The following is a 14386-nucleotide window of genomic DNA, read 5'->3' as shown; positions in this document are numbered from 1 at the left end:
TCATTCAACTGTCTGATTAAAGATTTCATCTCACCTTATATTAAAATATTCTTTATACCTATTATATAAATGTCCTGCCTGTAAATAAGCCGACTGCGGACTCATGAAATGAGAAAATTCAAAAGTTATAGCCTTATCATAACCGGCTCTTTTGGCAGCCTCCAATTTCATACGAAGTTTATCAAACTTAATGGGCAGAAAGTTAATGGGCATGTCACGATCAAAAGTCTCTGCGTTTGTCCAACATTTCATACCATATTTATCAGCCAACTTTTTATTCACTGTGAAAAAGGTATCCAACTCGTCATAATCAATATGTCCATCCTGAAAAGCACAAGCATCTACCACATCATGAATGCCATCAAATATTTCATTCCATTCTTTTTCGTGCTCCCGAACAGATACAGCATCCTCGTTTGTCAACTTCCCTGTGCCCATTACAGCCTTTTTCCCATCAATCCACGGAGATATAAATGTTGGTAACCCACCTGAAACATCCTTGCACTGCTTCCCCATAGCACGAAAAGCATCAATTGCACCTTTCGTTTTGCGGCTTATTTCACCACTGATATACCACCCTCCGAAACTTTTATACTTGTCACCGTAATTGCGCCAAACCTCATCAATCACGTATTTGTTATCTTCAACTTCCCACGACAAATCTCCCGTATCCCAATACTTACCGGAATCATATAAACCAAAGTAGAATCTCATATTATACTTTTCAGCCAAACGAAGATACATATCCACCAAATCAACGGATGGCATATAGCATCCTTTACTCAATAAATATGTAGAGGGATAAGTTATGAATTTACGATATCCGGAACGAATCATTATAACCGTATCAATTCCAATATCCCGCATGTGCCGGAAATCTAAGTCCCATTCTTTTTCACCCCAATTCTGATGAGGAATATCATGAGAGATTTCATCTAAAAACGTACCGGTGATTTCAAGTGCATTTCCAGCAGGAACCATTAGCTTGGAAATATTAGGTTCAGGAGAGAAAGAAGAGCCACCTTCTCTCTCCTGACCTAATAACGAAGGAGCCGTTAATGCAGACGCACCAAACAAAGCTGCTTTCTTAAGAAAATCCCTGCGAGTTCTCATTTTCATAATTAACAAAATTAAGATCAACTATTATATATTAAAACCGATTGAATACGTTTCTCGGATAATCATTTCCACTATCCATTTTTGTTTATTTTGGGTGTGTTTTTAGCATTCTCTTACCAAATACTCCGCTAATATAAACACATTTATTTATATCGCAATGATTACTAAATTATTTTATTAATATACACCCAATTATTAGCATTAATTAACTTTATATACTAAATATAATAGAAAATTAAAGGATAATATCCAAAATACAACACATACAATACTAAATATAATAGCATTATACGATAATAGCAGGGAAATACATTAAAAATACAGCCCGATTAAACGAAAATTATTAAAAATAGGAAATAAAACAATGATTCTCTTTTTTAAAAGTGAATCATTACACATTATATATAAGGACAGTTCTGTTCTACCATCACTGACCTATAAAGGTATTGGTTTTAAGCGTGACTACAGTTACTTTAGGTACAACCTTTTTTTCTCACCAAAAGTTTTGTTTCATTCTGTATCGTTTTTAAGCTAATTACTAACTGTTGATTCACTAAGATTTAGCTCTTTGTTCACTAAGAACTAATATTCGCTTTGCATAAATCTAATCGTTCGACGGTTGTCGAATTTGCGTTCGACAACCGTCGAATGATTATTCGACAGATATCGCATAATCATTCGACATGTGTCGAACGAAAAGATTTATGCAATCACAGAGATAGATTTATCATAAATAGACAGAAATGATAAGCTAAACAGAATCAGTTCATAGCGATACCGGCAGAAATAAACCTTTTGTTACAGTTGCCCTGATTTTAATCATAGTTGCCTGCACCTGAAGTAACGAAGAACATGAGGCAATAAAGAACATGAAGTCTTTTAGTTTTGAGTCATTTGAAGCGACTCATCCTGTATGAGGTACAAATGGAGCATAATAGAACTAATTTTGCGTATGTTTTCCCCGCCACACGGGCAACATCCACCGCCCGGTTTTCCGAATCTTGTTGCGTACGGTAAGTACATCCCATTGGGGAATTTGCTTCAAGATTGCATGTATTTGCTCTATATAAAGCTTTTTACGTTCTTCCGTGATATTGTTCGGGCGTAATATTTCAACATCTGCACTATCAAGACTACCATCTGCTTTGGGCAATACATTAACTGATATGACAAGTCTCGTGTTCGCCAATTCCGGAAAACGCTCCCCCTTGAACTGTGTCATAACGAACTTCATGGCATCTTCTATCGGCATTCCTTTCTTTATAGAGTTCCGGTAATCGGTTTTCGAGATGATTTTGCCTTGCTCTACTTGGTAGACCGTTTCATTTTCATATTCCCTATCAAAGCCCATGTGGACATAATAAATCCTTTCTCCGGATACAACTTTCAACTCTCCGCTAAACCAGGAGGCTACTATCCGACCTTGTTTGTCCTGATACCGATCGAAGATATCACTTAAATCAACAGTAACTTCCGGCACAGTGTCAGAGCTGGCGAAAAGACTTTTGCTGTCTTCATTTTTTTTCAGAATTAGCTGATTATCTTCTATTTGCCACGTGGCCTGATATCTTCTCCAGCAGGCTGTAGTGAAAGTTTTTTTAGCGAGGCGCTTGTTCACCTGTTTTCTAATGATTGGATCGTGCTCTATCGGACATGTTAGCAACATCAAAGTATCTTTTCCGATAATAATAAGCTCGGATATCTGCCCGGTTGCCTGAGCCGAAAGGAAGCAACAGAAACACAGGAGGTGGAAGAAAAAGAGTTTTCGTACCATAGTAGAAAGGGTTATGTCTACAAAAGTAATTGCTTTTTATTTAAGAATGAAGCCTTTCTGACGATTTTCTTGCTGCGGGATTAAACTGTTACGAAAGACAAGAGTCATAAATACATATTTTTGTGAATTCAATGAAAACACAACTCACTTTTAAATGCATTAGAATTATGAAGAAACAGATTTTATGTTTGGCCGTTGTCCTGTTTATAGGCTCGGTAGTATGTATGGCTCAGGATAACAGAGGTGAACGTCCTGACATGTCAAAACGTATCGAACAGATGGTGACGGAATTGGGGCTGAATGAAACCCAAGCTAAGGACTTCAAAACGGCCATGGAAGAGATGAGAGCCGGTTGGAATAATTCGGGTGAAAGACCTTCTCGGGAGGAAATGAGAAAGAGACGCGAAGAACTTGATACAAAAATCAAGAAGATTCTGACTGATGAGCAATATGAGAAGTATCAGAATATGAGGCAACAAAGACGCCAGAGAAGGGGAAATTAACATCCGGTACTCCTCTTAGTAAGCGTAAAAAAAATAAGTTGGGACAGTTTTTGATGAAAGAAAGAGACTGCATCTCATCAGTGCCGTCTTAATCTGTACCAAGTTATTTTTTAATCATTACTTAGTATATAGTAGGAGACTCTTACTATATTATATGCTTTGAATACCTTCAAATTATCATTTAGAGGTGCATAGTATAATATTAGCTTTATAGTGATTAAGGTTTGGTGATTAGTGGGCTGCGCTATCATGCTACCAGTACTAACCACTAATCACTAAACCCTAATCACTTAATAAAGCTAATACATTATTTGCTAAAATCTCTCGGAGCCGGCACAGGCGGTAGTGGTTTGCGGTTCTGCAATTCTTTCATTACCTCCTCAATAGCCTTGTCAAGTTGTTGGTCTTCCCCACGCTGTTCCTTAATTGGATCGTTATCAATTAATATATCCGGGTCAACACCATGATTCTCAATAATCCATTGCCCCGTCTTTGCATCATAGCTGGTAAAGAAAGGAACACGGATATCCGTACCATCCATATAAGATAACGGGCCGCTGATACCGACTATCCCACCCCACGTACGTGTTCCGATAAGTTTTCCAAGTCCAAGCGCACGGAAGCCCCATGGGAAGAGGTCGCCGTCGGAAGCCGAATATTTATTAATCAGACAAACTTTAGGACCTACCTGTACACCATCAGGTATCGTACCGGTTCTTTTGGTGCCACGTCCCATCGTCAAACGGTAAGGCTCACGCGACAGGCGTTCCAGAATCATAGGCGATACGTTACCGCCCCCATTGGCGCGGTCATCTATAATCAAGCCTTCCTTATCGAGCTGCGGATAGAAGTAACGGGCAAACTCATTCAAGCCTTCGGGACCCATATCAGGAATATAGATATAGCCAATGCGACCATTCGAAGCTTCATCTACTTTCTTCAGATTGTTCTGCACCCAATTATAGTGATATAAAGGATATTCATTTTCAATCGGACTAATCACAATCTTTCTTGCACCGTCCAGTTGAGGTTTACCATTCAACGAAATTTCCGTCGGTACTCCCGCCTTCCCTACCAGCAAAGCATAAATATTCTTCACTGAATTAGCAGGTATGCCGTCAATCGCAACAATATACTCTCCAACCCGTGCTTCGATACCCGGTTCCGTAAGCGGCGAACGTAAATTCTTGCTCCATGAAGCCCCCGTAAGAATCTTATCCAGACGGAAGAAACCACTCTTATCCGATGAAATCTCAGCGCCCAACAGTCCCATCTTTATACGTTCGGGCTGTTCCCGCTCTCCCGGATTAACATACGCATGTCCACAGTTAAGTTCGCCAATCATTTCACCTATTATATAGTTCAGATCGAGGCGTGTCTTTGCATAAGGCAACAGGACAGCATATTTCTGTTTGATTGCTTTCCAGTCTACTCCATGCATATTTTCCAAATAGAATCCATCGCGATATGCGCGCCATGCCTCATCGAATATCTGCGCCCACTCTTTCGGGTAATCAACTGTAATCGACACATTATCGAGGTTGACAGGAGTATTCAGCCCGGCACTTCCTCCGGGAATATCAGTCACATATACCTGATTCTCTTTAAAGAACAAAGCCTTTTTACTACCCGGAGTGACGAACATTAAAGCTCCATCGGCAACGTTTTCTTCTTCCTGCGATTCCAAATCAAATACTTTCACTCCGCCACGTCCCCTGTAATAGACTTTTTTGCCGTTTGAATAAAAATCACTGTAATAAGAGGCTGATAACGGGAGTCTGACAATACGGTCGGCAATACCTTCCGGATTGAAGTTTACAAGAGAAGCGGAAACGGCTCCTCCTTTCGATGCTTTCTTGCTATCCGTCTTCTTCTCTGCCTTTTCTGTCGAAACCTTCGATGTATCAGTTTCCTTGCTGCTGTTTACTACGGCATCTTTCTGTATGAAAGGCGACGGAGTATCTTTGGACAACAAAGCTATATAAACTCCAAACATATTGTTATACACATGATTCCATTCCAACATGCCATACGTAGGATTGAAATCACGGGCTGACGAAAAGATTATATACTTACCGTCCGTGCTGAACGCAGGCGAGAATGAATTATACCATTTGTCCGTTACCGGATATTCTTTCTTCTCGGAGATATTATACACATAGACAACGGTGATTTCATTCTCCGCATCGCGTGTGTAAGTCAGCCAATTGTTGTCCGGAGAGAAAGTCACACTCCGTGGTTCGCCCATCGGGTCTTGCAGTAACAAGGTTACCTGGCGAGATTCAACATCCAGCAGGTTTATGCGATTCTGACGGTCGGTATAAACAATCTTCTTACTATCCGGACTCCATTCAAAAGTACGGATATACGTATCGTTATCTTTAGTCAACTGTACCGGATTCCCTCCTACGGCATCCTGAAGGTAAAGTTCCGTTTCACCCGTAGCATCCGAAATATAGGCGATATACTTCCCGTCGGGCGACCATTGGGCGTCACGTTCATGTGCACCCGGCGTACGTGTAATATTCTTAGTTACTCCTTTATCGGTCGGAAGATTGAACACTTCGCCACGCGCCGTAATCACTACCCGCTCTCCATCCGGAGAAGCGCTGACTGCCCTCAGATAATTGGAACCTTTCTTAATGGCGTTACGGGCATAAATATTATCGGAAGTAAGTGTGATACTCACTTTCTCAAATTTCCGGGTCGAAGCATCCAACTTGTAGATGTATCCGCCATTCTCAAATACAATTGTACCGCCCGAAGCGCTTGGAAACTTAATATCATACTCGGTAAAGTCGGTCACCTTTGCCGTTTGTTTGGTCTTCGTGTTATAAACGAACATATTCATGGTACGGTCACGGTCGGAAAGGAAAAAGATATCATCGCCTATCCATAAAGGGAAGATATCCTGCGCCACATTATTCGTAATATTCTCCACTTCCTGCTTATCGGGATTGTATAGCCAGATGTCATCCGCCATGCCGCCTTTATAATACTTCCACGTACGGAACTCGCGCATGGTACGATTGTATGCCAATTGTTTACCGTCGGGAGAATAACTGCAAAAACCGCCTTCGGGCAAAGGTAGGGCTTCGGGCAGACCGCCGTCCCGGCTGACTGTGTATAGTTTGCCGGCAAAGCCGTCGCTGATACGGTTACGATATACAATTTGTTGTCCGTCGGGCGTCCATGTCATTACGATGTTGTTAGGTCCCATGCGGTCTCCCAAATCATCGCGCGCATTGGTTGCCGTATAGGTCAGCCGTTGCGGTTCACCGCCCACAGAAGGGATGGTGTAGACTTCCGTATTCCCATCATACTGGCCTGTGAAAGCAACGGTCTTGCCATCGGGCGAGAAACGAGGAAATATTTCATATCCTACGTACGAAGTCAGGCGTTGCGCCTCTCCTCCTGTAACAGGCACTTTATATAAATCGCCCGCATACGAGAAAACAATCTCACTTCCGTTCGTTGCCGGAAAACGCAATAAACGCGCCTCATCTGCTGCAGAAAGATACGCAGATGTACCGGTCAGAACGAATAAGGATAAAAGAATTTTCTTATTCATATCATTTAGTTTTAGTCAATTGACAAAAGTAAGAAAAGAATAAGAATAATAACGAAAATGCAGCAACTATTTTATGACACCTTATTTCTTTACCAAATACTGATTGAACATAATCCCCATTACAATCAATGCAAGTCCGATGTAAGTTGTAATCACAATCTGTTCACCCAATATGATTGCGATGAAGAATAACGACAGGAAGGGAGACAGGAAGCAAAGCTGGTTGACCAACGCCGGATTTGTAGTCTTCTGCATGGCAAGCCCGAAGAAGATGAAAGGAATACCTATCTCGAACCCACCGACATAGATACCCGATAGAATACCGGGCAATGTATCAAGATGCACACCTACCCCCACAGCTCCTATCAGCAAATAGCTTGTACCAAACAGGAAACTCATAAACAACACAATGCTGCCGTCCGTTTTATCTTTGAGCTTATTGTTCATTATCCAATACACAGCCCACAGCAGAGCACTCAATGCCGCTAACAACAGTCCATGCACAGGTATGTCCATACCTCCCAACTGCCCCGTGCCTACAGAGATAACCACTACTCCACCCAGAGAAATGAGCATACCGATATACTTCTTCGGCGGTATGGGCTGATGAGCAAACAAGGCTAACAGGACAAGCAGCAAAACAGGCCATGCATAATTAATGGGCTGAGCCACTTGCGCAGGCAACAAATCGTACGCTTTGAACAATATCAGATAATAAACCGTAGGATTCAGTAAGCCCAACAGTGCAAAGCACCCCCATTGACGACCGGACAGTTCCGATACCAATTTCCACTTCTTCTGGAAAGTCAGCAGGAGGGCAAATATGATTAACGAAGTACAACTGGCTACCAATAACATCTCAAAATGAGTAAGATGCGTTAAAGCTATCTTAAAGGCAGTGGCTACAGTAGACCAACTGAGTACTGCGATGCAGGCGTAAATGATAGCACTTGTATTGTTCTTCATCAAGTAGAATAAGAGGTCTATATCAGAGTCAGTCTGTGCCTCTCCCCGAGCCTCTGAACCATAAAGAATGGTCTTCGCATCGGGAGCAATGCTATGTATCACTTCTGCAATCCGGCGGACAATATCAGGTCGTCTCATTAGCTTTCCTCCTATTCGTTTATAGTATAGTCTCTTAAAGCAATACAAATGTACATGAAATTTTCCGCATTTCATACCGGCTGAATAAAGAAAGTACGGACTCAGAAGAAGTTATTGCGTATTTCTTTCGCAATATAACGCCCCATCAGCTCCTGCCCTTCTTTACCGGGATGCAATCCATCGCGAAGATATCGCCCCTTACCCGAAGGCTGTTCAAACTTCTCGGTAATACCGCTGTTGGAGTAACAGTCAATCATCTGCACGGAAAGCGCCCGGCAAATTTCGCGCAGGATAGCTATCTTTTCCAGATTACGCTCATTATGCCCCACATTGCCCGTCTGAATAGGAGTACAGACAAAGACACGACACCGGGGATATAGCTCAAGAATGGTTTGGATTGCCCACCGGGCGCCGCCTGCCATTGTGGTAACATCCACTTCTTCCAATGTCTTCCCCTTCAACGCCTCTTCGGCAGAACCCAGATTCCTATCATTTGTACCCATTGAAAAGACAAAAACGTCGGGAGCAGGATATTGCCCGCTTTCAACTTCCGCTATGAATTGTTGAATGTGGACTTTGGAGACATTGTTATGTCTCATTTGCAGTTCAAGCTTATCTTCGGTAGGCTGCCAACCACCGGATATTCCGGCAAAGTCCGGACTTCCATAGTCCTGAGTGTCCGGATAACAAGCCCAGGTAGCAGAACCTACAGCCACATTGTGATGCGTAGCGAACCCCAGCACATCCACTACAGTCTTAGACCATTGCTCTCCCGCCGTGATACTATTACCGTCACATCCGAAATTCATTTTACTGAAATCCGGATAAAGGGATTGCGCAGACAGCACAACCCCTACCCAAAGCAGAACACAAAAACCAGTTAACCTTCTCATTCTATCCCTTTAAAATATTTAGAAACTGTTTTGAGTTTCCTTTTTATGAAAAACGTTCCATTATCTCCATACACATACGCCCGCTGTGATACGGACATTTCCAGAACCCGGCTTTATCATCTTTGGTATTCACCGTTCCATCGGCACGTACACTCCAGTACCATTCGCCGTTTTCATGGTCAATCAGGTTTTCCCGGATAAAGTTCCAGCAACGAAAAGCCTTTTGCAATGCTACTTCATCTTCAAAATGCTGGTATAAATTAACATGCCCTACCACATTTTCAGCCTGCACCCACCAGTGACGGTCCGTATCCGTCTTCTGCTTTTTCAGGAAGTGTTCATAAATCATAGCGCCGTCAGGCATCAGCCCCTCATCAGCGGCAGCGGCAATAAATTCTACCAGCGGTTCCACCTTTTTAAGCACATCTTCATCGTCCAACACCAATGCGGCTTCATGTATCAGCCACGAAGCTTCGATGTCATGACCATAAGAAACAATACGGTTCCTGCTGTGCCAGTCATCATCGAAAAAGAGTTCCAAATGACCGGTTTCAGCGTTCAATATCTTATCCGTGAATATCTCTATCAAGTTACGGAGTTGCTCTTTCAGCCGGTTGTCTTTCCATACGCGGTAAAGATTGGTGTACGACTCCAGAATATGCAAGTGTGTATTCATCGTCTTCCGCTCGTTTTCATCTTTATCGCTCAGGCGCATGTCGGCTATTTCACCCCATTCGCGGGTGAGAGCTTCGCAATAGCCGTTCTTTACGGAGTCGAAACTATGTTTCTCAATGTCTTCAAACAAACGGACAGCATATTCCAACGCTTCCGTATCGCCCGTGGCGCGATGATACTCGCTCAATCCGTAAATGGCAAAGCCTATGGCATATATTTGTTTCTTCGTATCCGATGGACGGCCTTTATAGTCAAGCGCCCAGTAAACGCCACCGAATTCCTTATCATAGAAACTGTCGACAACAGTCCGCTTGGCACGTGTGGCCGCAACCAGGTATTCTTCTTTCTTCAACAAACGGTAGGCCGACGAAAAAGTCCAGAGAATACGGGCGTTCAATATTGCGCCTTTCACAGCTTCCGGCACTAACACTCCATTCCCGGTGATGCGACCATAGAAACCGCCGTTCACTTCGTCTGTCATCTTATTCATCCAAAACGGAAGAATATTGGTTACCAACACTTCTTCCATCTCTTGTCTCATGCAGCCGATGTTCATAAGATTTTGTTTTTAGTTTGTTTTATTAGTTTCCTTTCCTGTGTATAAGCAATTTTTTAGACGCGGATAACGCGGATGACGCGGATTTTTTAAATGCTGCGCTATGTTTCGTTCATTCGAAAGAGAAAAAGAAATCCGCGTCATCTGCGTCTAAAAAATTATTCTCATATAGAACTTTATATCTTGGCGCGTATCGGCTTCAGCTTCTCGTTAATTTCAACCACGCGCGCTTTTGTCAAAGGATAGAAGTACACCACCACCATTGCCAGCACAGCTACAGCAGCAGGTATCCAGCTCATCAACAAGTTCAACCCCGTCAGGGCTTCTTCCGTCTGCACCGCACCATCGGCAGTATTATAACCGAATGCCGCAAGTATCCACATCACTGCCGCACCACCGAATGCACCGCCGAACTTTTGCGCCATAGACGAAGAAGAGAAAATAAGTCCTGTTGATGCCGTACCGTCCTTCAGTTCGGTATAGTCGGACACATCAGCATACATACTCCATACCAACGGAGATACAATACCTGTGCAAATGGAGATAACAATCTGCATAATCAGCATCATCCAGAAACCAACCGGCGTACAAGGCAGATAGAAGAACAGTATGCTCAGTACCGCCAATGCAGCCATAGTCAGTATGTAAGTAGACTTCTTGCCTAACGTACGCGAAAGAGGTACCGCCAGCACTACGCCAACCATATTTGCAACTTCGCCCACGCCCAGGAATAATCCGGCATAGAACAGAATGGAAAGGTCTCCCATATTCAGGAACACACTGTCGCCGATATAATCTTTGAAGAAGTAAGCAGCCGTAGCGCCACGCACCGTATTAAAGAGATTGGAGCATAACGCCGCGCCGATAAGCAACCACCAGGGCACGTTAGCCAGCAGCGACTTGAGGTCTTTCCCAATAGAAACGGTAGATACGCTCTTGACATATTCACGGGTCATGCGGAAGCAAATCAGGAAGCAAAAGAAACATACAATTGCAATGACTATCATGGAATATTGCCAACTGGTAGTCACCGAACCGCTCATCTCCTTAAACCATGTACATAAAGGCTCCCAGGCAAACAAGGCTATGAAACTACCTCCATAGGCAAAAAACATACGGTAAGAAGAAAATACGGTCTTCGTATCCGAGTCGTCCGTCATAACGCCGAGCATGGCGCCATAAGGAACATTGATAGCCGTATAAACCGTCATCATCATGATGTAAGTGACATACGCCCATACCAGTTTACCCGTTGCCCCGTAATCAGGCGTTGTAAACATCAGCACGCCGCACACGGCAAACGGAAGAGAAACCCACAGCAAATAAGGGCGATACTTCCCCCAACGCGTATGCGTCCGGTCGGCAATCACCCCCATCATCGGGTCGGACACCGCATCCCAAATACGCGTAACCAGCAACAGAACGCCGGTATCAGCAAGACTTAAACCATATATATTGGAATAGAATATGGGCAGATAATAGGAGAATATCTTCCAGAACATGGAAGAAGACATATCTCCAAAGCCATAACCGATTTTCTCTTTCAGGGTTGCCATAGGATGAATTTTGAATTTTGAATTATGAATTATGAATTTTGAATTAGGGATTACAAAATTACGGATTAATATTGAAGCGCGTTACATGGCAGGGCGTTACAATTCGTAATCTGTAATTCATAATCAGTAATTCTATCAGTGATTTGCGATAAGCTTCAGGTTTTTGTCGATAAGCTTCTTCAAAGTCTCTACGGAAGCGGAAGAAGAAAAACCGTCTGCAGGGGTATTCATGCAGTAATCCACCAATTTGTCTACTGTAGAAGTAGCCACATGCATGCGTGTATCCGAGGATGCGTAATAGATGAACACTTTACCGTCTTCATCGGCAATCCAGCCATTGGTAAAGAGCACGTTACTCACATCACCGATGCGTTCTTCTCCTTCGGGAGCCATGAAATAACCGCCCGGAGTAGCAATCAGGCGTGTAGGATCATCCAGGGCGGTCATATACATATAAAGTACGTAGCGCAATCCCGCAGCACAGGCACGTACGCCGTGAGCCAGATGAAGCCAGCCTTTCGATGTTTTTATCGGATGCGGTCCTTCACCATTCTTCACCTCTTTGATAGTATGATAGTAACGTAAATCTATAATCTTTTCCTCCGTCACCTGCGCATGCGTCATGTCGTCCACCAACGCCCAGCCGATTCCGCCACCGCTTCCGGCATCAATAAACCCATCCTGCGGACGGGTATAGAGAGCATACTTACCATCCACAAACTCGGGATGAAGCACAACATTGCGCTGCTGGCTCTTGGCTTTCAGGTCCGGCAGACGTTCCCATGTCTTCAAGTCTTTCGTGCGGGCAATGCCTGCCGTGGCTGTAGCCGAGGACAAATCGCCGGCGGAAGCTCTGTCATCATGGCGTTCGGCACAGAAGATACCGTATATCCAGCCATCTTCGTGAGCCGTGAGACGCATATCATATATATTTGTAGCCGGAATCACATCCTCGGGCATAGTAACCGGATAATCCCAGAAACGGAAGTTATCTATTCCATTGGGGCTTTCAGCCACTGCGAAGAAAGATTTGCGGTCGACACCTTCCATACGCAATACCAGCAGATAGTTGCCATTCCATTTGATTGCGCCCGAGTTAAGCGCCGCATTCATGCCGATGCGTTCCATCAGGTAAGGATTGGAACTTTCGTTCAAATCATAACGCCAGAACACGGGAGTATGCGCAGCCGTCACTGCCGGATATTTATAACGCGTAAAGATACCGTTACCTCCTTCTACAGGCTCATTCTTTCTCGTAATCAGTTCTTCGTGTTCCTGAAGAAGTTTTGTTGCCTTATCTTCAAAAGCTTTCATATTGATTGTTTTTCTTATTGAAATAAAGAGTTTACGTCTGCCGCAAACAGTGTTTTAGGATGGTTGTAGAACTCCACAAAGTCCTCTGCCGAAACCTGTCCGGGATAAGGAGCGTAGAAGTGGGTAACACGTTCACGGGCATTACGCCATACCAAAACATAAGCTATCGGATAGTTTTCAACAGCAGGCAACAGGGTTTCAGTCCACCATTTCGGATCGGGGATGCCTTCGTATCCGGTTTCGGTAATGGCAATCACCTTATCGTGTGCTCTGCCTATACTGTCTACAATAGCCAGCGATTTCTCAAGATTGGCAACATAGGCATCGCGCTTGAACTGATAAGTATCAAAACCAATAACGTCGATTAAATCGTCGCCGGGATAACGTTTCAGGTATTGCGCCGTATCATTAGGCTCACTACCCGGTGAATAGGCGTAAAGGGCATTGTCCACACCGTCACTGCGGAGGGCGTCTACCGTCATGCGCCAAAGCGCCTTGTACTCTTCGGGCGTACAGAGTTTCTCGCCCCACCAGAACCAACTGCCCGTATGTTCGTGCCACGGACGGAAAAGAACCGGAACTTTCACTCCTTCTTCCGTCTGCAAAGAATTGATAAAGGCCGACATCCTGCCCAACCAGCCGGTAAACTTCCCGTGATTGGCTCCTCCCGGAAGCACAGACTTCACGACCGTTGTGTCCGACACATCCCACGAGTCGCCACCCGTCAGCGGATTGCGCAAATGCCAACTGAGGGAAGATATGCCGCCCCGCTTATATTGGTTTATTATCTCTTTTCTGATTTTGCCGAACGGGACTTTGTCCAGACTCATGGTATCACCCAGCTCAAGGTGTCCCAGGTCGAAACTGATAACCGCAGGATAATCTCCACAGACACTCTTCACATCAGAGCGTCCTTCATCACCATCCCAACCGATACCATAATTGGTGTCATCATGGTGTCCGAACATAAAGCCCCTGGAAGGAACTTTTTTCAGGTTAGCCAACAATTTTTCCGTTTCAGGAGTACGCGCAGGAGCAGTTCCGTCATCTGTCGTTTTTTCTTTTTTAGCAGAACCGCAAGCAACCAAGACGCTCGTCATTAAAGCTACCGCCATAAATTTGAATTTCATTATCGTCCTATTTTTCATAAACATTATTCAAGTTCATGGCACAAAGATAACGGATGGGCACAGGAGATAATGATACGATTTTATCCCTTTACTATATTATTTCGCATTCCGCCAACACCTCCATAAAGTTGAAAATCGATTTTTATCTGCCATCTGCCACCTTTTTGATTGTATCTATCTGATAATAAACA

Annotated in this window: 10 protein-coding genes; 1 reads left to right on the top strand and 9 read right to left on the bottom strand. The window is 43.8% G+C overall.

All coding sequences use genetic code 11. The features are described 5' to 3' along the window. Positions 1-30: 30 nt before the first annotated feature. Both B2Z67_RS03460 and B2Z67_RS03455 read right to left on the bottom strand, forming a co-directional pair. Entirely contained in the window at positions 31-1119 is a 1089-nt protein-coding gene (locus B2Z67_RS03460) for a DUF4434 domain-containing protein (RefSeq protein WP_291528425.1), read from the bottom strand. Between the two features lie 940 nt (positions 1120-2059). Continuing rightward, a complete protein-coding gene (locus B2Z67_RS03455; protein WP_291528424.1) occupies positions 2060-2893 on the bottom strand; it encodes a hypothetical protein in 834 nt (277 codons plus the stop codon). A gap of 167 nt (positions 2894-3060) precedes the next feature. Here B2Z67_RS03455 and B2Z67_RS03450 point away from each other — a divergent pair, with 167 nt between their 5' ends. After that, the gene (locus B2Z67_RS03450; protein WP_291528423.1) at positions 3061-3396 is read left to right on the top strand and encodes a hypothetical protein; all 336 of its coding nucleotides are present in this window, start codon (positions 3061-3063) and stop codon (positions 3394-3396) included. 307 nt (positions 3397-3703) lie between these two features. Here the strand turns inward: B2Z67_RS03450 and B2Z67_RS03445 are convergent, their stop codons facing one another. The 7 genes from B2Z67_RS03445 to B2Z67_RS03415 form a co-directional block, all read right to left on the bottom strand. Further along, complete coding sequence (locus B2Z67_RS03445) at positions 3704-6967, bottom strand: S41 family peptidase (protein ID WP_291528422.1); 3264 nt, start codon at positions 6965-6967, stop codon at positions 3704-3706. Between the two features lie 81 nt (positions 6968-7048). After that, entirely contained in the window at positions 7049-8071 is a 1023-nt protein-coding gene (locus B2Z67_RS03440; RefSeq protein ID WP_291528421.1) for an EamA family transporter, read from the bottom strand. 101 nt (positions 8072-8172) lie between these two features. Beyond that, a complete protein-coding gene (locus tag B2Z67_RS03435) occupies positions 8173-8964 on the bottom strand; it encodes an SGNH/GDSL hydrolase family protein (RefSeq protein WP_291528420.1) in 792 nt (263 codons plus the stop codon). A 43-nt stretch (positions 8965-9007) separates the two neighbouring features. Further along, complete coding sequence (locus B2Z67_RS03430) at positions 9008-10195, bottom strand: AGE family epimerase/isomerase (RefSeq protein WP_291528419.1); 1188 nt, start codon at positions 10193-10195, stop codon at positions 9008-9010. A gap of 176 nt (positions 10196-10371) precedes the next feature. Next, positions 10372-11751 (bottom strand): MFS transporter, encoded by a 1380-nt coding sequence (locus B2Z67_RS03425; protein WP_291528418.1) that lies wholly within the window; start codon positions 11749-11751, stop codon positions 10372-10374. A 135-nt stretch (positions 11752-11886) separates the two neighbouring features. Beyond that, the gene (locus B2Z67_RS03420) at positions 11887-13065 is read right to left on the bottom strand and encodes a glycosidase (RefSeq protein ID WP_291528417.1); all 1179 of its coding nucleotides are present in this window, start codon (positions 13063-13065) and stop codon (positions 11887-11889) included. Between the two features lie 14 nt (positions 13066-13079). Next, complete coding sequence (locus tag B2Z67_RS03415) at positions 13080-14195, bottom strand: glycoside hydrolase family 26 protein (RefSeq protein ID WP_291528416.1); 1116 nt, start codon at positions 14193-14195, stop codon at positions 13080-13082. Between the last annotated feature and the right edge of the window lie 191 nt (positions 14196-14386).

Source organism: Bacteroides sp. UBA939 (assembly GCF_002293435.1).
GTDB lineage: Bacteria > Bacteroidota > Bacteroidia > Bacteroidales > Bacteroidaceae > Bacteroides.
This window is presented reverse-complemented; position numbering and strand designations above follow the sequence as displayed.

Bases quoted from the DNA above. Each gene is read 5' to 3' on its own strand.
- B2Z67_RS03460 (WP_291528425.1), bottom strand. From the start codon at position 1,119: ATGAAAATGAGAACTCGCAGGGATTTTCTTAAGAAAGCAGCTTTGTTT.
- B2Z67_RS03455 (WP_291528424.1), bottom strand. From the start codon at position 2,893: ATGGTACGAAAACTCTTTTTCTTCCACCTCCTGTGTTTCTGTTGCTTC.
- B2Z67_RS03450 (WP_291528423.1), top strand. From the start codon at position 3,061: ATGAAGAAACAGATTTTATGTTTGGCCGTTGTCCTGTTTATAGGCTCG.
- B2Z67_RS03445 (WP_291528422.1), bottom strand. From the start codon at position 6,967: ATGAATAAGAAAATTCTTTTATCCTTATTCGTTCTGACCGGTACATCT.
- B2Z67_RS03440 (WP_291528421.1), bottom strand. From the start codon at position 8,071: ATGAGACGACCTGATATTGTCCGCCGGATTGCAGAAGTGATACATAGC.
- B2Z67_RS03435 (WP_291528420.1), bottom strand. From the start codon at position 8,964: ATGAGAAGGTTAACTGGTTTTTGTGTTCTGCTTTGGGTAGGGGTTGTG.
- B2Z67_RS03430 (WP_291528419.1), bottom strand. From the start codon at position 10,195: ATGAACATCGGCTGCATGAGACAAGAGATGGAAGAAGTGTTGGTAACC.
- B2Z67_RS03425 (WP_291528418.1), bottom strand. From the start codon at position 11,751: ATGGCAACCCTGAAAGAGAAAATCGGTTATGGCTTTGGAGATATGTCT.
- B2Z67_RS03420 (WP_291528417.1), bottom strand. From the start codon at position 13,065: ATGAAAGCTTTTGAAGATAAGGCAACAAAACTTCTTCAGGAACACGAA.
- B2Z67_RS03415 (WP_291528416.1), bottom strand. From the start codon at position 14,195: ATGAAATTCAAATTTATGGCGGTAGCTTTAATGACGAGCGTCTTGGTT.